This is a genomic window from Xanthomonas vasicola (assembly GCF_000772705.2).
GTDB classification, from domain to species: Bacteria; Pseudomonadota; Gammaproteobacteria; order Xanthomonadales; family Xanthomonadaceae; genus Xanthomonas; species Xanthomonas vasicola.
Genome location: NZ_JSBW02000096.1, coordinates 1 through 17,454, shown reverse-complemented (window position 1 = coordinate 17,454; position 17,454 = coordinate 1). Strand labels below are relative to the sequence as shown.

The window sequence follows — 17,454 nt, the reverse complement described above, 5'->3', positions numbered from 1 at the left end:
AGCCTGGGGCTGCCCGTTGCTTGCCTACCGCATATTGTCCAACGCACTAAACCGCTACGTGCTCGACACCCGTTGAGTGTTCACGCAGATCGGCGTGAGTGACCAAGCGGCGCTCGCTGCCCAAGCCTTCTGCGATCACGCAGACTCGTCCAGCAACACGTCGTCTTCGCCGATACGATCATCTACCCAGACCGCACCCTGTTCGGCCATGAGGGCGAGCTGGTTTTCCAGCTCACGCATGAGCAAGCGCACGCCGGGCTTGTGGATTGCCGCGCCATCGCGATAGATCACCCCGCCTGCGCGCGCCTGTGAGGGCTGTTGCAGCTGGAAGGCACGCAACTCGCCGCGTGCGATGTCGCCGGCCACCATCATGCTCGGCATCACCGCAATGCTGTCGGTGCCCAGCAGAATTTCGCGAGTGAAACTGGCCGAGCTGGAACGCAGTTGGTCGCGCGTTGCCAGGCCATGCTCGCGCATGACCTGTGCCACGTCGCGTTCGACGTGTTGGCTCAGCGTCGGCAGTACCTGCCGGTACGCCGCCGCTTCGGCAATACGCATCGGGCCATTGGCAAACAGCGGGTGGTCGCTACGTGCCACCAGCGCAATCGGATCCTGGTACAGCACCTTGCGAATCAGCGCATCGTAGCGGGCCAGCGGATACAAGCGCCCGACCACCAGATCGATTTCGTTACCGGCCAGCTTGGGCAACAGCTCATCGGTGCGGCCGTGCAGCAAGCGCACCCGCAGCGTGGGTTCGGTGCGATACAACGCGGCCAGCACCGCCGGCAGCAAACCGCTGGCCGCCACCGGCAAGGCGCCGACGGTAATCGTGAGCGCATCGTCCTGCAGCAGCCCTTCGAAGGTGTCCTGCGCGCGCCGTAGCTGGCCCAGCACCACATGCGCAGTCTGTACCAGCACCTCGCCCATGGCGTTGGGGCGCACGCCACGCGAGTGCCGCTCGAACAAGGGCGCGCCGACGATCTCTTCGATCTCCTGCAAGGCACGCGTGAGCGCGGGCTGGGTGACATTCAAGACGCGTGAGGCGCGCAACAGGCTTTTCTGCCGGTCCAGCGCCTCGATGACACGTAGATGCCGGACCTTGATGCGGTGTTCGAAGAACACGGAAGACATGGTCATGGGGTGGGCCTTACGTTAGGAAGTCGGGTAACGCGGCGATGCGGCGCACAGCCGAGACGCGTAGCTCAGCGCGCATGGGGCACACGCCGCGTCTGCATGAAGTCTTCGAATGATTCACCGCGCATGATGGCGTAGACCTGCAGATTGGTCATGCGCACCACACGCGCGAATTTTTCGATGACGAAAAAGTTGGCGCCGTACTGCACCAGACCGAGCCAGTCGCGCGCACGGATCAGCGCCTTCTCCTGCTCGGTGAGTTCGGCTTCCTGCATCAGCACCTGCGCGTCCTGCAAAAAACGATCGCGCCACGGGGCGCGGATCATGTGCCAGAAGAACCGGTTGAGGTGCAGCGCGCGATTGTGGGTGCGCAGATCGAACAGGTACGTACCGTCGATCTGCTCCATGGTCTTCCGGATACGATTCGATCGCGCGGCGCACCGCCTGGCCAAGCCGATAGCAGCGACGCGCGGTCGGCAGCGGGTACTGCAGCGCGTTGATGGCGATCGGCACCACCGTACCAGGCCAGTCCGGCCCATGCCGCCACAGCAGCGGCAGCGGCGCCGCGCAGCCGTGGTCGATGGGTTTGTCCTGGAATACGGTCAGATCGAATTCGTCATTGACCAGGCATTCGGCGATATGCGTCTGCAACTGCACGTCGCCGCGAATCGGCGGCAAGTTGCGCAGCCCTGCGCCTTCGTCGGCAACCGGGAAGCGCTCGCCCACGCCCAACGCGAAGGTGGGGTACAGATAGAAGAAGAACGTCGTGCAATGGTCGTTGTAGAAGAACACCAGCACGTCGGCCTGTTGCTCGACCAGCCACGCGGCCACCGGCGTGTAGCCGTCGAACAGCGGCTTGCACACCGGATCCTGCTGCTTGCCCTTGTCGTAGGCCACCCCGATGGTGCGAACGTGCGAGGCCCCGATACCGCCGATGATGCTTGCCATGCTGCGCTCCTGCGACGCGGGCCGGCCGCTGATTGGGGCGGACGCGCATCAGTGTGTGAATCGGGTTCTGCAACGCAATGGATCTCAAAAAGGAGGATCAACGACTGCGGATCGTCAACACGGTATCTTTGTGATCCAAATTGCCATCAAGCGATCTCATCCGCAAGGTTTTTATACACGGTTAAGTGCGAGTTTTCTCTTTCGAAGGAACGTGCGCTGCGGTATGGCGCGAGAGAATGGAGCCAATGGCGAACAACCACCGATTGCAAGCAATCCAGCAGCTACGCAAATTGCTCCTGTGCGGCACCTTCGCCCCCGGCGAGCGCGTTACCGAAGCGGCATTGGCCGAGCGCCTGGGGATTTCGCGCACGCCGATCCGTCAGGCCCTACCGGCGTTATGCCAGGAAGGCTTGCTGGTGCAGGCCGGCAACCATGGTTACGCGGCGCGGCGTTTTAGCCAGCAGGAAAGCCTGGATGCGCTGGCCGTGCGCGCGCTGATAAAAGGCATGGCCGCGCGCACGGTTGCCGAACAGGGCGCCCCTGCAGCGTTGCTCGCGACGTTGCGCGCCTGTCTGGGCGAAGGCGACCGTATCCTGTCCAGCCGCGACCTCTGCACTGACGATGAGCGGCCCATGGCGCAATGAATGCCCGTTTTCATCGCGCCATTGTGGAGGCGGCGAACAAGCCGATCCTCACCGAAACCGTGGAAGGGTGCACGTTGGTGCCGTTCGTCAGCCCGATCAACGTGGTGTTCGGCCAACGCTCTGCCACGCTCAACTATGCCGATCTGTATGACGGACACAGGCAACATGGTGCGATCGTCTCGGCCATCGAACAACGCGATGGCGCACGCGCGGAATTGCTGTTTCGCGAACATGCCAACACGCAGCGGCACAGCATGGGACTGTGAGACACGCATGTCGCAGTGCTGCATTCGATCGCAGGGACAGCACCACCAGAGTGAGCGATAACGCCAGACGTACAACGCACGTCAATCCGCTCGGCGCATCGCATCCGCTCCATCCCATACGCCTGCACCAGTGCGCCGGCAAGATGGAACGCGTTAACGCCGCGCGTTACAGCGAATGCACAAACATCAGGTTGTAAGTGTTGCCCGCCACCGAGTTTTCGACATTGATGGGGAGATAGACATGAAATTGAGCAGGTTCTTTTCATTGAAGCCCCAGGACATCCCGGGCCCCGCATAGAACTGCCTGCGCTTGCTGTCCGGCACGCGCTCGCCATTGGTGCGGTTGTCCTTTAGCTGCTGCAGATAAAACCCGTTAATGCCGACGCGCAGTTGTTCGGTGACCTTGACCGAACTGGCGAAGTTGGCCCAGAGCGCATCACCGGCTTTGCCATTGCGAAACTGGAACCCGCGAATAGGCGGCACACCGCCAGCGCGGTTGCTACGGAAATTGTAGAGGTAATTCACCCGCCCGCTGATTTCCCAGCTGTCGGTGGGTTGCATGGTAAAGGCCCACTGCGGTGCGACCGACCAGAAACCGGTGCTCTGGTTGATGGCGATATCACGATCGAATTTGCCCACGGGCGCGAATGCGTCGATGGCAAATCGCTGGAAGAAGAACACCCACCCAACACGCATCACCGGCGGCATCTGCAGCGCAGGCCCGAACGAAATGTCCCCCATGCCGAAGCCATTGCTGCTCACTCGCACCGGGCTATCGGCAGCGAAGAAGGTGTCGTAATTGACCAGCGGCACGATGGCGTTGAAGCTCAAGGCACCGCCTTTCCATGTGTACGGTGTCACGTAGATGAGCTGGGTCAACACCACGCTGGTGCCAATCTTGGGATCGCGGAAGGCGGGCGAATTGTCGCCGTTCGCATTCTTGATCGCATCGAAACCGGCGTGCCGCAGGTATTCGATGACTGTCCATCCAGGTTTCATGGAGCTAAAGCCATCGAGGAAGCTGGTACCACCCAGGTTGATGCCCTGGGGGACCGCCGCAGTTTCCGGCACGGACTGCGCCCATGCCGCTGGCGATGCCGCGGCCAGCAAGGCGGCGATGATCAATGCAGGTTGACGACGCGACAGCGCACGCGGCAACACGGAACCACAACGAACAGACGAACGGACGCGCTCCACTAGGCGAATCTCCGTTACAAATGGATAGATGACTGCGATGCGACGCGAGGAGGGAGAAAGCGGTATTGCAAGACAGCGGCACGCGGCCTGCAGCCAGTCGCGCAGCGCGTCGTTGACGGCGGCAGGCGCTTCGACCGGCGTCATGTGCCCGCAGTCTTCGAAAATTGCCAGCTGCGCCTGCGAAATCTGCCGCGCCATGTCCTGATGCCGCGCCAACGGACTACACGCATCCTGTCGCCCGGCCTCCAGCAACGTGGGGCACGCAATCTGCGCGAGCACCGGCGTTGCATCGGGGCGCTCCAATAATGCGTTGCTCTGCCCGGCGCAGCTCTGCGCGCTCTGCCGCTGCACCATGGCCATCAAGCCATCCATCAGCACGGCATCGGCGGTGTGATCGGGATGTAGCATCGGCGGCAACCAGCGCTGCGCCAGCGCGTACATGCCCTGGGCGTGCGCCAGTCGTACCAGCGCCAGTCGCTCTTCGCGTTCGCCATCGCGGCGCGGCGCGATGCCTGTGTCGAGCAATGCCAGCCGCAGCACGCGTGTGGGCGCCTGCCGCATGATTTCCAGCGCGACCCGTCCGCCCATCGAATGCCCGGCCAGCGCAAATTGCGGCGGCGCGACGGCCAGCACATGCGTGGCCGTGTGCGTAATGCTGTCGAACCCGGCGAAATCCACCACCTGCACATCGGCCAGATCGCGCAGTGCGGCACGCTGCGGTTGCCCGATGGCGGCATCGCACAGCAAGCCGCACAACAGCAGCAATGCCGGCTTGGGCGAAGGGTGAGCGGACGAGATCATGGCGCGACTGTAGCCACGCCTGCCTCGTCCGTCGTATGGAATCTGCTGCCTTCGTTATAGCGCTAGATGCATATCAACACTTCGCTAACAGCTGCCGATGTGTTTACGGCATCTGGCGTGGTGCGATCACGCGCCGCCGGAGGCGCGCTTCCACAGCACATCGACCAGCGGCGGCAACTTGCCGGCCAGGCCAAGCACCGATCCGCGCAACAAGGTCAGGTGCATCTCGTCATTGGAAAACACCGTGTTGATCGCATCGAAGCCGTAGGCGGCAACGGTGTTCTCGCTACGCCGGATGCGCGCCCAGCGCTGCAGGCGATGCGGCGCAGCCCACTCCGCACGCTTGGCGATCGCCTCGCGCACGACCTGGCGCAGCGCGGCCACATCGCGCAGGCCGAGGTTGACGCCCTGCCCGGCCAGCGGATGCACCACGTGCGCCGCATCGCCCAAGGTCAGCACGCGGCCGCTCACATACTGCTGCACCAACTGCCGCTGCAGCGGGAAGGCGGTGCGCGCCGACACCACGCGCACCTCGCCCAGGCGCGCGGCGAAGGCCTGGGTCAACTCGCGCGAGAAATCCGCATCGTCCAGCGAAAGCACACGCTCGGCGTCGGCATCCGGCAAGGTCCAGACGATCGAACTGCGCCCATCGGCGAACGGCAGGAACGCCAGCGGCCCGGTCGTCAAGAAGCGCTGCCAGGCGGTGGCCTGATGCGGCTGTTCGGTTTCCACGAAGGCAACCACGCCGCGTTGCGCGTAGGGATGCCGCGAAACCGGCAGCCCGGCGAGTTCACGCAGGGTAGAGGCCGCGCCGTCAGCGGCAATGGCCATTGCCGCTTCCAGCCGGCTGCCATCGTCCAGGCGCAGGCGCACGCTATTGGCGTCCTGCTCCAGTTCGATCACGCGTGCTGGGCAATGCACCTCAATGCCGGCGGCATGCACGGCTGCCCACAAGCGGTCGACCAGCACGTCGTTTTCAATGATCCATCCCAGTTGCTCGCGCCCCAGCGTGTCGGCGTCGAAGCCCAGCTCGCCACCACCAGCGGCGTCCCAGACCCGCATGCGCCGGTACGGTTGCACGCGCGCGGTGCGCACCGCGTTCCATACGCCCAGGCTGTCGAGCAACGCAGCGTTATCGGCGGCGAAGGCATAGACGCGCAAATCGGGGCGATCTGCGCGCCAGCGCGCGGGTTCGCGCCCTTCGACCAGGGCAACACTCAAGCCGGCATCGGTCAGCGCCAGCGCGCAGGCGGCGCCGACCACCCCACCGCCAACAATCACAGCATCACGCGTACTGCGTCGGCTCATGCGACGCCCCGGCAGAGCTGCGGCACATCGCCACGGAAGCCCATCGCGCCGCCGACCAGCATCGATTGCAGCGGCGCCGCCTGTGAAGCCGCGAACAAACCGAGGCTGCGCAACGGTCGCAGCAAGGGTGCCGGGTTGCCGGTGAGCCGGGCCAGACCGCTGGAGAACCCGATGATGTGCTCGCGGTCCACGCGTCGCCGCGCCACATAGTCGGCCAGCAACGCGCCGGAACCGGCATCGCTGCGATCGTGTTCAATCAATTCGGCCAGCGTCAGCGCATCGCGCAGGCCGAGGTTGAAGCCTTGCGCGCCGATCGGATGCAACGTCTGCGCGGCATTGCCCAGCAGCACCACGCGCTCGGCGATGAGGTTGTTGGCCAGCACCTGCACCAGCGGGTAGGCACTGCGTTCGCCGGTGGCGATGAAACGCCCGGCGCGCCAGCCGGCGGCACGCTGCAGGCGGGCCAGCCAACCGGCATCATCGAGCGCGGCCACGGCTTCGGCCTCGGCGCGGGCCACGCAATGGATCCCACCGTAATGGCGGTCGCCACGGGGCAACAGGGCGGTTGGTCCATGTTCGCCAAACCGCTCCCAGGCCGTGCCATCGGGCGGTCGCGACGCACGTATGCGCGCCACGAACAGGGTTTGCAGGAAGTCGTGCGCGTCGGTGTCGATATGCAGCAGCTCGCGCACCGCGCTATTGCTGCCATCGGCCCCGACCACCAGTTTGGCGTGCACACGCTGCTCGCCAGACTCGGTAGCCAGGCGCACCGCGCGCAGGCCGTCCTGCACCGGTTCCACGCCGATGCATCGCGCAGGGCGATAGCGGTGCAGATGGGTCAATTCGTCCAGACGCGCCTGCAAGGCATCGCCGAAGTCGCGCGCCACCACCACCTGGCCGAAGGCGGTGCGGCCGTAATCGGCAGCGTCCAGTTGCACGCGGCCGAAGTCGCCGGCACGGCTGACATGGACGCGCCGGATCGGGCCGGGCGGGCTGCGCAGCTTGGCCATCACCCCGAGCACGCCGAGTGCATTCACGGTGGCCGCAGCAAAACTGAGGTTGCGTTGGTCGAACACCGCCGGCGGGGAGCCGGCCGGGGTGGCCTCCACCAGCCCGACATCCAGGCCGAGGCGGTCCAGCGCAATCGCAAGGCTGGAGCCGACCAGGCCGCCGCCAACGATCAGAACGTCATGGGGATGTGTCATTCCCACATGATAAGCCTTCGCCTCCTGCGCGTTGCCGCCGCAAGCAGGGACATCTTGCCGCGCCCGCTGTCGGCTGCGCCTTGCGCTGCTCACCGCATATCGCAGCGATCCATGCACTCCTTGCAAGCTCTAGAGCGTCTGACAAACCGTGGCGAGCAGCCGTCGGGGGCCCTGGATTGGCACGCGGGAAGCGCACTGTTACGAATGATAGATGCCGATTCAGAGCGCCGGCCGCGCGGTCTTAGAACTGCGCAGTCCTTTTGGTAGCTGCTGTTACCCAAGCCGCGGGCAACGCTGCTTCCACGCTACACTTCCAGACCTGTGATCCGGCCTCTTTCCGTATGACTCCTCGCTCGCACGACACCCTGATTTTGAGTCTGCTCGCCGTGCTGATGGCGGCAACGCGGATCAATCACTTCGTGCCGGTCCCGGATGCGTCCTGGGCGGTGTTCTTCATCGGCGGATTTCATCTGGCCGCGCGCACCAAGCTGGCGTTTCCGCTACTGATGCTGCTGGCCGTAGCAGTGGACTGGCTGGTGATCACCCGGCAAGGCATGAGCTTCTGGCAGCACTACTGCGTGTCGCCGGCGTATTGGTGCCTGATCCCGGCGTACTTCGCACTGTGGGCTGGCGGCGTGTGGCTGCGCCGGCGCTATCACGGCGCGCAGTGGAACACGCTGGCCCGGCTGGTGCCCGCACTGCTGATCGCAGTAGCGCTGTGCCAGCTGATCGCCCAGGGCAGCTTCTACTGGATCAGCGCCAGCGTGGCCGAACCGACCGTGGCCGGCTGGTTCAAGAACTACACCGACTGGCTGGGCCCGTACCTGCGCAGCGCCGCGCTCTACGTGGCTGCCGCTGCGGTGATCCAGGTGGCTGCCGAGCGACTGGCCGCACCGCATTGCCAGCCCCGCGCCGGCTAAGCCATGGGCAACCGACTCTCACGTATCTATACGCGGACCGGCGACGACGGCAGCACCGGCCTGGGCGACGGAAGCCGGACCGGCAAGGATGCATTGCGGGTCAATGCCTACGGCACCGTGGACGAGGCCAATTCGGCCATCGGCGTACTGCTGGCCGCTCCCGGCGTGCCGGAGCCGATCGCCGCACTGCTGACCACCGTGCAGCACCAGTTGTTCGACCTGGGCGGCGAGTTGTGCATCCCTGGACATGCGGCCATTGATGCTTCGGACATCGAGGCGCTGGAGCGCCAGTTGGATGCTTTCAATGACACCCTGCCCGCACTGAAGGAATTCATCCTGCCGGCCGGTGGCGAAGCCGCCGCGCGCTGCCATCTGGCTCGCACCATCGTGCGCCGGGCCGAGCGCGAGACCGTTGCGCTCTCGCGCCAGGAAGCGGTGCGCAGCGAGGCGATCGGTTACCTCAACCGCCTGTCGGACCTGCTGTTCGTACTGGCGCGTGTGCTGGCGCGTGCCGATGGTCAGCAGGAAGTCATGTGGCGGCACGACCGCCGACGCGGTTGAGCATGTGCCCGAGTCGGCGCAGAGGCTAAAGTTGCCCCATGTTGGTCTTTACCCACCCCGCCTGCCTCGGTCACGACGCCGGCCCTGAGCACCCGGAAAGCCCCGCCCGCCTGGAAGCGGTGGTCGGCGCCCTGCGCGCCGCATTCCCGGATCTGGGCTGGCGCGAAGCGCCGCTGGCCAAGCTGGGCGACCTGTGCCGCGTGCACGAGCGCGAGCAGGTGGATTCGGTGCTGGAAACCGCCTTCGATGGCTATCGCCAGCTGGACGTGGACACGCGCATGGTGCCGGCCTCGCGCGCAGCCGCCTTGCGCGCCGCAGGTGCCGGCATCGCCGCGGTGGATGCGGTGATGCAGGACCAGACCCGTACCGCCTTCTGCGCAGTGCGCCCGCCCGGTCACCACGCCACCGCGCAGGTGTCGATGGGATTCTGTCTGTTCAACAACATCGCGGTGGCCGCCGCCCATGCGCGCGACCTGCATGGGCTGGAGCGCATCACCATCGTGGATTTCGATGTCCATCACGGTAACGGCACCCAGGCAATCTTCGAGCGCGACCCCGCCGTGCAGTACCTGAGCACCCATCAGTCCGGGCTGTATCCGCATTCGGGCAGCGTATACGAGCGCGGCGTCGGCAATATCCACAACCTGCTGCTGCCCCCGGGCAGCGACGGGCTGCGCTTCCGCAATGTCTGGGAAGACGAAATGCTGCCGCTGGTCGATGCCTTCCGCCCGCAGCTGATCCTCATCTCCGCCGGCTTCGATGCGCATTTGCGCGATCCGCTGGCCGACCTGATGCTCGACGACGACGATTTCGCCTGGCTCACCGGGGCACTGCGCACCCTGGCCGACCGCCATGCGCGCGGCCGCGTGGTGTCGATGCTGGAAGGCGGCTACGACCTGCAGGCGCTGCGCGAAAGTAGCGTGGCGCACGTGGCAGCGCTGCGCTGAATCCCTGCTGGGGCGCCCGTCGCGCCACCGATTGCGATGAACCTCGCCCTCCCGACGCCGGCACTCTTCATTGCCCCTATGCGGGCTATGCGGCAAGCTAGTCGCCATTTTATTGGTTGAACCCCCGCGTGCGCCGAGCTCTCCGCCTGCTGCCCCTGCCTCTGAGCATCGCCATCTGCATCCCGGCCATGGCTGCCGACAAGCCGTTGAACTGGGGATTGTGCCCGGCTGTAGACCCGCTACCCGGCTTCGACGGCGCCCCCGCCGCGGACCCCAAGGCGGCCGAAATGCGTCAACAGTTGCCGACCGACATCGAAGGCGACCAGCTCTCCGGCACCAGCACCACTCCGCAATACCAGGGCAACGTGGCGCTCAAGCGCGGCGACCAGTTCCTGGGTGCGGACAACCTGCGCATGGACACCGAAACCGGCAATTACATTGCCGAAGGCAACGTCCGTTACCAGGACACCTCCTTCCGCATGGTTGCCGACCGCGCCGAAGGCAATCAGGACACCGACACCCACAAGGTCACCAACATCCAGTACCAGTTGGTGGAGCGCCGTGGCAATGGCGACGCCGAATCGGTGGACCTGCAGGGCCAGGTCGGGCAGATGCATCGATCCACGTACACCACTTGCGACCCCTCGCAGCCGATCTGGCGCGTTCGCGCGCCGGAGATCGACGTCGACAACGAAGAGGGCTTCGGCACCGCGCGTAACGCGGTATTGCAGATCGGCAAGGTGCCGGTGCTGTATTTCCCGTGGTTCAAGTTCCCGATCGACGACCGCCGCCAGACCGGCCTGCTGTTTCCACAGTTCGGTTTATCCGGCCGCAACGGCTTCGATTACCTACAGCCGATTTATCTGAACTTGGCCCCGAATTACGACGCCACGTTGCTACCGCGCTACATGAGCAAGCGTGGTTTCATGTTCGGCACCGAATTCCGTTACTTGTACGACGGCGGGCGCGGCGAAATTACCGGCAATTACCTGCCCAATGACAAGTTGCGCGACAAGGACCGTGGCAGCGTTTTCTACAGCGGCTACCACAACGTCAACACCTACTGGCAGGCGCGCAGCAGCATCTCCTGGGTTAGCGACACCCGCTACGTTGAAGACTTCACCAGCCGGATCAACGGCATGGGCTCGGCTTCCAGCCTGCAAAGCACCGTAGGCATCTACGGCACCGGCGAGACCTGGACCGCAGGCCTGATGGCCGACCGTTGGCAGCTCACCGACTACACGCTCGACGAGCAGGCCCTGCCCTATAACCGGCAGCCGCGCGCCTACTTCACCTGGGAAAAGCCGCTGGGCATTTTCGAGGCAGGTTTGTACGCGGAGGCGGTGCACTTCACCCACGACGATTCGTACCAGGTGAATTTCATTCAGAACGCCGACAACAATAATAGAAACGGCGACGAGTACGTCCGTACCAACATCCGCAACAAGCAATACGGAAGCGGCTCGCGCCTGGACGTCAAACCGTATATTTCGATGCCGCTGTCTGGTGCAGCTTGGTTTGTGACACCGACTGTGGCATGGCGCTATACCGCGTACCAGCTGGATTCCACGCTGGCCAAAACCGCGCCGTTGACCGGTGATCGTTCGCCCACGCGCAGCCTGCCGATCGCCTCGCTGGACGCCGGCTTGTATTTCGATCGCGAAACCTCGCTGTTCGGCACCAACTATCTCAATACGTTGGAGCCGCGCATGTACTACCTGTACGTGCCGTACCGCGACCAGGACGATCTGCCGGTGTTCGACACCCGCCCGTTCACCTTCAGCTACGGGCAGCTGTTCCGCGACACCCGCTACACCGGCGCCGATCGCCAGAACGATGCCAACCAGCTGACCCTGGCGGTGACCTCGCGCTGGCTGCGCCAGGACGATGGCCGCGAAAAGCTCTCGCTCAGTGCGGGCCAAATCCTGTACTTCAGCGATTCGCTGGTCACCATCAACAACAGCAATAACTCGGCAGCCGGCAGCGAGCAGACCGTCGACCAGGGCAAGTCCGCCTGGGTGGCTGACGCCAACTACATGGTCAACGACCGCTGGTCGATGGGCGCCACCTACCAGTGGAACCCGAACTCGCGCAAGGAAGATCTGGCCAGCCTGCGCACGCGCTACCTGCTGAACAACGACGGCATCATCAACCTGGCGTATCGCTATCGTCGCAACCTCATCGACAACAGCGACCAGCTAAAGCAGGCCGACTTCTCCTTCCTGTACCCGATCAGCCCCAGCTGGAGCGCGGTCGGTCGTTACTACTACTCGTTACTGGACCGCAAGCCGCTGGAAATCATTGGTGGCGTGCAGTGGGACAGTTGCTGCCTGGCGGTACGCGGGCTGGTGCGCCGGTTTGTGCGTAACCGCGATGGCGAGATGGACAACTCCATCCAGTTAGAGTTCGTGCTGAAGGGCTTGAGCTCGTTCGGGCAGAACACGGACCGCACTTTGCGCCGTGCTATTCTCGGCTATTACCGCGACGACCTGTACCTGGTCCCGCCCAGCAACACCACGACTAATCCGGACGATTACGATCCGAACTTGATTCCATGACCAAGCCTTTCTCTGTTGTTCTTGCCTCGCTGCTGGCTATTACCAGCACGGTTTCGCCGTTGGCCTCGGCACAGCAATCCCAGCCGCTGGATCGCATTGCTGCCATTGTCGACGAAGACGTTGTGCTGCAGAGCGAGCTTGATCGCGCGGTGCGCAACGTCAAGTCGCAGTACGCCGGTCGCGAAAACCAGCTGCCGCCAGACGATGTCTTGCAACGTCAGGTGCTTGAGCGCCTAGTACTGGTCAAGTTGCAGGTTGGCCGTGCCGATGGCAGCGGCATCCGCGTCAGCGACGAGGAGCTCAATCGCGCAATCGCCAGCATCGCCCAGCAGAATGGCACGACCGTGGATGGCTTGCGCCAGAAGCTGGCCGCCGACGGCATGGGCTACGCGGATTTCCGCGCTTCGGTGCGCGACGAAATCATCGTGCAGCGCCTGCGCCAGAGCTTTGCGCAGAGCCGTATCAGCGTGAGCGAAGGCGAAGTGGATACCGCGTTGGCCCAACAGGCCGCCACCGGTAGCCAGTACCACCTGGCACACATTCTGATCGGCTTGCCGGAAGGCGCGACCGCCGAGCAGATCGCCACGGGCCAGAAGAAGGTCGATGGTGTCAAAGCCTTGATCGACAAGGGCGAGCTGGACTTCCCGGCGGCTGCGGTGCGTTATTCGGACAGCCCGAATGCGCTGGAAGGCGGCGATCTGGGTTGGCGCAGCCTGGATGAAATTCCCAATGCATTCGCCCAACTGATTCGCGACATGAAGCCAGGCCAGGTGGCCGGACCGCTGCGCGGCCCGAGCGGCTTCCAGTTGCTCAAGCTGGTGGAAATGCGCGACGCCAATGCCGGCGGCGAAAAGAAGATGGTCACCGAGTACAACGCACGCCACATCCTGGTGCGGGTCGGCGACAACCAGACCGAGGCGCAGGCCAAGGCCAAGATCGATACGATCCGTGCGCGCATCGTCGGCGGCGCCGATTTCCAGGCAACGGCCAAAGAATCCTCCGAGGACACCAATAGCCGCGGCCAGGGTGGCGATCTGGGCTGGTTCCCGGCAGACGCATTCGGCCCGGACTTTGGCAAGCAGGTCGAAGGCTTGGCAGATGGCGCGGTATCTGAGCCGTTCCGTACTCAGGCGGGCTGGCACATCGTGCAGCGCGTTGGCAGCCGCCAGACCGACGTCAGTGCAGAAAACCAGCGTGCGCAGGTCCGTGAAACGATCGGTCGCCGCAAGCTGGAAGAAGAGTACAACCGCTATCTGCAGGAGCTGCGTGGCGAAGCGTATGTGAGCTACCGCACCGGCGACCGCGCCGATGACAATGCCACTGCCGCTCCGGCCAAGTCGGCAGATCCTGCAGCGCCCACGCCGCCGGCAAAGCCGACGCGCTGAGGCCGGGCGCGGCAGATAGCATGATGGTCCCGTCGCTCGCGCTGGTGCCAGGCGAGCCGGCCGGAATCGGGCCGGAGCTCTGCGTCCGGCTCGCCCAGCGGCCGCGCTCGGATGCGCATCTGATTGCCTACGCCGACCCAGATACCCTGCACAGCGCCGCAAAGGCGCTGTCATTGTCTATACGCCTGCTCGATCCCGACCAACCGGCGCGGGCGCCTGGCGACCTGCCACTGCATCCCATTCGCCAAGCCGTGGCGACACGGCTTGGCACCCCAAACCCGGCCAACGCGGCGGCAGTGATTGCCGGCCTGCGCGGGGCTGCGGGCGACTGCCTCGCCGGCCGCCTGCACGGCATCGTGACCGGCCCGGTGCACAAGGCAGTGATCAACGCGGGCGGCATTCCCTACACCGGCACCACCGAACTGCTGGCCGAACAAGCCGGCTGCCCGGTGGTGATGATGCTGGCCAACAGCATCGTGCGCGTCGCACTGGTCACGACCCATCTGCCACTACGTGCCGTCGCCGATGCAATCACCTCCGAAGCCCTGTTGCAGTGCCTGCGCATCACCCATGCAGCGATGCAGCGTGACTTCGGTCTGGAGCATCCGCGTATCGCCGTGCTCGGCCTCAACCCGCATGCCGGCGAAGACGGCCATCTGGGCCGCGAGGAGCTGGATATCGTGATTCCGGTACTCGAGCAGCTGCGCGGCGACGGCATGCAGTTGATCGGCCCGCTACCGGCCGACACCGCGTTTTTGCCGCAAAAGCTCAGCAGGTGCGATGCAGTGGTGGCGATGTATCACGATCAGGGTCTGCCGGTGCTCAAGTACAGTGGCTTCGAGCAGGCAGTGAACATCACCCTGGGCCTGCCCTACCCGCGCGTGTCGGTGGATCATGGCACCGCACTGGAACTGGCCGGCCGCGGAATCGCAAACCCCTCCAGCCTGATGGCGGCCACCGAGCTATGCGCGCGATTGGCTGCACGCCGCTAGGCCAGGTCCGCTTGCATGCCTGCTGCGGGCATGCTGCATCGTGCATGCCGCCTGTCCGCCAGCCCTGGAGCGACGAACAAAGCGACTGCACGACCGCCAGTTGGCCGCGGCCGCTGCTCAGCGCGGCATGTAGCACGCCTACTTTGCGGTTCTGAGCGCGCCGCCCTTACCCGCCTGACGACTGCTCGCTACGTTCTGGTAGCCGCTCTTAGTCCGCGCAAACACGCCGCGTGCAGGCGCCGCCTCCGTTAAACTGCGCAGATGAATTCTTCTTTCAGCGCACCGGCCAAGAAGTCGCTTGGCCAGCACTTTCTTGCCGACCGGTATTACATCGACCGCATCGTGCAGGCGGTGGACCCGCGCGCCGGCCAGCATCTGGTCGAGATCGGCCCGGGCCAGGGCGCCATCACCTTTCCGCTGCTGCGCAAGCATGGCGCATTGACCGTCATCGAATTCGATCGCGACCTGATCGCACCGTTGACCGAAGCCGCCGCACCAATCGGTGCATTGAGCATCATCCACCGCGATGTGCTCAGCGTGGATTTCACCGCGTTGGCCGACGGCACGCCGATCCGCCTGGTCGGCAACCTGCCCTACAACATCTCCTCGCCAATCCTGTTCCATGCGCTGGACCATGCCGCCGCCGTGGCCGACATGCATTTCATGCTGCAAAAGGAAGTCGTCGACCGCATGGCCGCCGGTCCCGGCAGCAAGGTGTATGGGCGGCTGAGCGTGATGCTGCAGGCGTATTGCGAGGTGACTGCGTTGTTTGTGGTGCCGCCAGGTGCATTCCGGCCGCCGCCGAAAGTGGATTCAGCAGTGGTGCGGCTGGTGCCACGCGACCCGGCCACGGTGCAGATCAACGACCGTCGCCGCTTCGCCGATGTGGTGCGCGCCGGGTTCGGGCAGCGTCGCAAAACCTTGCGCAACGCCTTGTCCACCGTCTGCGAGCCGGCCCACTTTGAAGCGGCACAGGTGCGCCCGGACGCACGCGCCGAACAACTCGAGGTCGCCGATTTCATCCGGCTGGCCAATGTCGAGCTGGCTTGAGCGCCGCTCCCACACTGTTTTATTTAGACTTTCGCCATGCACGATGATCCGCGCTACCGGGTCGAGGTCGAGGTATCGCCCCGCTTCCTCGCCCATCAATCCACCCCGGACGAGGGCCGCTATGCCTTCGCCTACAGCATCCGCATCCAGAATGCGGGCGCGGTGCCTGCGCGGCTGATCGCGCGCCATTGGCAGATTACCGATGGCAATGGACGCACTCAGCAGGTGGATGGCGAAGGCGTGGTCGGCGAACAGCCCTGGCTGCGCCCGGGCGAAGCCTTCCATTACACCTCCGGCGTGCTGCTGGAGACCGAGCAGGGACAGATGCAAGGCCACTACGACATGGTGGCCGACGATGGCACCGAATTTATCGCCCCGATCGCCGCCTTTGTGCTGAGCGTACCCAGGACGCTGCACTGATGGATGCTGGACTGAGGGAGCGCGCGCAATGAGCGTCTGGGCAATCGGCGACCTGCAAGGGTGCTACGACATCACCCAGCGTTTGCTGGAAAAAATCAATTTCGACCCCGCGCAGGACACGCTGTGGTTCTGCGGCGACCTGGTCAACCGCGGCGGGCAATCGCTGGAGACGCTGCGCCTGGTGCATTCGTTGCGCGCACATAGCGTGGTGGTGCTGGGCAATCACGATCTGTCGCTGCTGGCGATCGGCGCGCGTTCGGAAGAAGAGCAGCGCAAGGTCAACCCGGATCTGCTGCGCATCGTGCTTGCCGAGGATCGCGACGCACTGCTCGATTGGCTACGCATGCAGAAGCTGGCGCACGTAGACCGCGAACTGGGCTGGATGATGATCCATGCCGGGCTGGCGCCGAAGTGGACCACGCAACTTGCCGAGAAATACGCACGCGAGGTCGAACAGCAACTGCAGGGCGGCGGCTATCGCAAGCTGCTGCGCAATATGTACGGCGATCAGCCGGGCTGGTCACCGGGCCTCAGCGGTTACGACCGCAGCCGCGCGATCATCAATCTGTTCACGCGCATGCGCTACTGCACCCCGCGTGGGCGCATCGCCACCGACGACAAAGGCACGCCGGGAACACAGGCCCAGGGCCTGTATCCGTGGTTCGAGGTGCCGGGGCGGGTCGAGCGCGATCTGAAGATCGTCTGCGGGCATTGGTCTGCGCTGGGCCTGACGATCACTCAGGGTGTGCATGCGATCGATACCGGTGCGGTCTGGGGCGGCAAGCTCACTGCCTTGCAGCTGGATACCGAGCAATTGCGCGTGGTGCAGGTACCCGGACGTGAAGTGACCGGGCCGGCACCGGTCGCACGCGCACCGCGGCGTCCACGTGAGCGCCAGGGGCGTCAGCGTTCGCGCGGTAACCGGGGCGGAAATGCCCCGAACGCTGCGACGGCCCCCAAGCCGCCAGTCGATACGCCGCAGGAATAATTGGTCGCCCCTGAAAAACCCCAACCACCCAACGACCGCAAGGCCTTGATGTCTGCACCGGCGTGCTAAAACTACCAGTGTTCGCTACGCTGAAGGCTGGTTTCTTGCAATTTCCGCCCATGCGTACACG

General features: G+C 64.6%; 13 protein-coding genes, 1 other RNA gene and 4 pseudogenes. 11 read left to right on the top strand and 7 right to left on the bottom strand.

All coding sequences use genetic code 11. The annotated features are described in order from the left end of the window. Window positions 1-135: 135 nt before the first annotated feature. The 3 genes and pseudogenes from NX05_RS20265 to NX05_RS23340 all read right to left on the bottom strand — a co-directional run. Entirely contained in the window at window positions 136-1,137 is a 1,002-nt protein-coding gene (locus NX05_RS20265) for a LysR substrate-binding domain-containing protein (RefSeq protein WP_039435839.1), read from the bottom strand. A 65-nt stretch (window positions 1,138-1,202) separates the two neighbouring features. After that, window positions 1,203-1,541 (bottom strand): protocatechuate 3,4-dioxygenase, encoded by a 339-nt coding sequence (locus NX05_RS20260; RefSeq protein WP_039435836.1) that lies wholly within the window; start codon window positions 1,539-1,541, stop codon window positions 1,203-1,205. Window position 1,542: 1 nt separating this feature from the next. Beyond that, a pseudogene (locus NX05_RS23340) lies at window positions 1,543-2,082 on the bottom strand (class III extradiol dioxygenase family protein); the annotation flags it as partial. 236 nt (window positions 2,083-2,318) lie between these two features. Between NX05_RS23340 and NX05_RS20255 the strand changes: the two are divergent. After that, window positions 2,319-2,992: pseudogene (locus NX05_RS20255) on the top strand (GntR family transcriptional regulator). Between the two features lie 166 nt (window positions 2,993-3,158). Here NX05_RS20255 and NX05_RS25110 read toward each other — a convergent pair. The 4 genes and pseudogenes from NX05_RS25110 to ubiH form a co-directional block, all read right to left on the bottom strand. Next, a pseudogene (locus NX05_RS25110) lies at window positions 3,159-4,189 on the bottom strand (SphA family protein). Between the two features lie 81 nt (window positions 4,190-4,270). Further along, window positions 4,271-4,990: pseudogene (locus NX05_RS25105) on the bottom strand (alpha/beta fold hydrolase); the annotation flags it as partial. A 126-nt stretch (window positions 4,991-5,116) separates the two neighbouring features. Then, window positions 5,117-6,298 carry a UbiH/UbiF family hydroxylase gene (locus NX05_RS20245; protein ID WP_039435833.1) on the bottom strand — a complete coding sequence of 394 codons (1,182 nt, stop codon included), beginning with the start codon at window positions 6,296-6,298 and terminating at the stop codon, window positions 5,117-5,119. Beyond that, a complete protein-coding gene (gene ubiH / locus NX05_RS20240; RefSeq protein WP_010367455.1) occupies window positions 6,295-7,503 on the bottom strand; it encodes a 2-octaprenyl-6-methoxyphenyl hydroxylase in 1,209 nt (402 codons plus the stop codon). The genes NX05_RS20245 and ubiH overlap by 4 nt, the downstream gene beginning before the upstream one ends. 341 nt (window positions 7,504-7,844) lie before the next feature. On the opposite strand from ubiH, the gene NX05_RS20235 reads away from it, so the two are divergent. The 10 genes from NX05_RS20235 to NX05_RS20195 all read left to right on the top strand — a co-directional run bounded on the left by NX05_RS20235 (window position 7,845) and on the right by NX05_RS20195 (window position 17,324). Then, window positions 7,845-8,423, top strand: coding sequence for a hypothetical protein (locus tag NX05_RS20235; RefSeq protein WP_039435830.1), 579 nt, complete (start codon window positions 7,845-7,847; stop codon window positions 8,421-8,423). A 3-nt stretch (window positions 8,424-8,426) separates the two neighbouring features. Next, window positions 8,427-8,984 (top strand): cob(I)yrinic acid a,c-diamide adenosyltransferase, encoded by a 558-nt coding sequence (locus NX05_RS20230; RefSeq protein ID WP_010367459.1) that lies wholly within the window; start codon window positions 8,427-8,429, stop codon window positions 8,982-8,984. Window positions 8,985-9,022: 38 nt separating this feature from the next. Beyond that, a complete protein-coding gene (locus tag NX05_RS20225) occupies window positions 9,023-9,931 on the top strand; it encodes a histone deacetylase family protein (RefSeq protein WP_039435826.1) in 909 nt (302 codons plus the stop codon). A 128-nt stretch (window positions 9,932-10,059) separates the two neighbouring features. Then, window positions 10,060-12,489 (top strand): LPS-assembly protein LptD, encoded by a 2,430-nt coding sequence (gene lptD / locus NX05_RS20220; RefSeq protein WP_104607661.1) that lies wholly within the window; start codon window positions 10,060-10,062, stop codon window positions 12,487-12,489. After that, window positions 12,486-13,874: a peptidylprolyl isomerase gene (locus tag NX05_RS20215; RefSeq protein WP_039435821.1), complete on the top strand. Its 1,389-nt coding sequence runs from the start codon at window positions 12,486-12,488 to the stop codon at window positions 13,872-13,874. Before lptD ends, NX05_RS20215 begins: the two co-directional genes overlap by 4 nt. Window positions 13,875-13,894: 20 nt before the next feature. Then, entirely contained in the window at window positions 13,895-14,866 is a 972-nt protein-coding gene (gene pdxA, locus NX05_RS20210) for a 4-hydroxythreonine-4-phosphate dehydrogenase PdxA (RefSeq protein WP_039435818.1), read from the top strand. Window positions 14,867-14,993: 127 nt separating this feature from the next. Next, window positions 14,994-15,070, top strand: a non-coding RNA gene (locus tag NX05_RS23330) — sX9 sRNA. A gap of 57 nt (window positions 15,071-15,127) precedes the next feature. Further along, window positions 15,128-15,916 carry a 16S rRNA (adenine(1518)-N(6)/adenine(1519)-N(6))-dimethyltransferase RsmA gene (rsmA, locus tag NX05_RS20205; RefSeq protein ID WP_010367469.1) on the top strand — a complete coding sequence of 263 codons (789 nt, stop codon included), beginning with the start codon at window positions 15,128-15,130 and terminating at the stop codon, window positions 15,914-15,916. Between the two features lie 36 nt (window positions 15,917-15,952). Then, entirely contained in the window at window positions 15,953-16,336 is a 384-nt protein-coding gene (gene apaG, locus NX05_RS20200) for a Co2+/Mg2+ efflux protein ApaG (protein ID WP_010367470.1), read from the top strand. Window positions 16,337-16,364: 28 nt separating this feature from the next. Then, window positions 16,365-17,324: a symmetrical bis(5'-nucleosyl)-tetraphosphatase gene (locus NX05_RS20195; protein WP_039435815.1), complete on the top strand. Its 960-nt coding sequence runs from the start codon at window positions 16,365-16,367 to the stop codon at window positions 17,322-17,324. Window positions 17,325-17,454 lie beyond the last annotated feature (130 nt).

What these genes read in the sequence shown, in the direction of transcription:
- NX05_RS20265 (WP_039435839.1), bottom strand. Translation starts at nt 1,137, where the DNA reads ATGACCATGTCTTCCGTGTTCTTCGAACACCGCATCAAGGTCCGGCAT.
- NX05_RS20260 (WP_039435836.1), bottom strand. Translation starts at nt 1,541, where the DNA reads ATGGAGCAGATCGACGGTACGTACCTGTTCGATCTGCGCACCCACAAT.
- NX05_RS20245 (WP_039435833.1), bottom strand. Translation starts at nt 6,298, where the DNA reads ATGAGCCGACGCAGTACGCGTGATGCTGTGATTGTTGGCGGTGGGGTG.
- ubiH (WP_010367455.1), bottom strand. Translation starts at nt 7,503, where the DNA reads ATGACACATCCCCATGACGTTCTGATCGTTGGCGGCGGCCTGGTCGGC.
- NX05_RS20235 (WP_039435830.1), top strand. Translation starts at nt 7,845, where the DNA reads ATGACTCCTCGCTCGCACGACACCCTGATTTTGAGTCTGCTCGCCGTG.
- NX05_RS20230 (WP_010367459.1), top strand. Translation starts at nt 8,427, where the DNA reads ATGGGCAACCGACTCTCACGTATCTATACGCGGACCGGCGACGACGGC.
- NX05_RS20225 (WP_039435826.1), top strand. Translation starts at nt 9,023, where the DNA reads ATGTTGGTCTTTACCCACCCCGCCTGCCTCGGTCACGACGCCGGCCCT.
- NX05_RS20215 (WP_039435821.1), top strand. Translation starts at nt 12,486, where the DNA reads ATGACCAAGCCTTTCTCTGTTGTTCTTGCCTCGCTGCTGGCTATTACC.
- pdxA (WP_039435818.1), top strand. Translation starts at nt 13,895, where the DNA reads ATGATGGTCCCGTCGCTCGCGCTGGTGCCAGGCGAGCCGGCCGGAATC.
- rsmA (WP_010367469.1), top strand. Translation starts at nt 15,128, where the DNA reads ATGAATTCTTCTTTCAGCGCACCGGCCAAGAAGTCGCTTGGCCAGCAC.
- apaG (WP_010367470.1), top strand. Translation starts at nt 15,953, where the DNA reads ATGCACGATGATCCGCGCTACCGGGTCGAGGTCGAGGTATCGCCCCGC.
- NX05_RS20195 (WP_039435815.1), top strand. Translation starts at nt 16,365, where the DNA reads ATGAGCGTCTGGGCAATCGGCGACCTGCAAGGGTGCTACGACATCACC.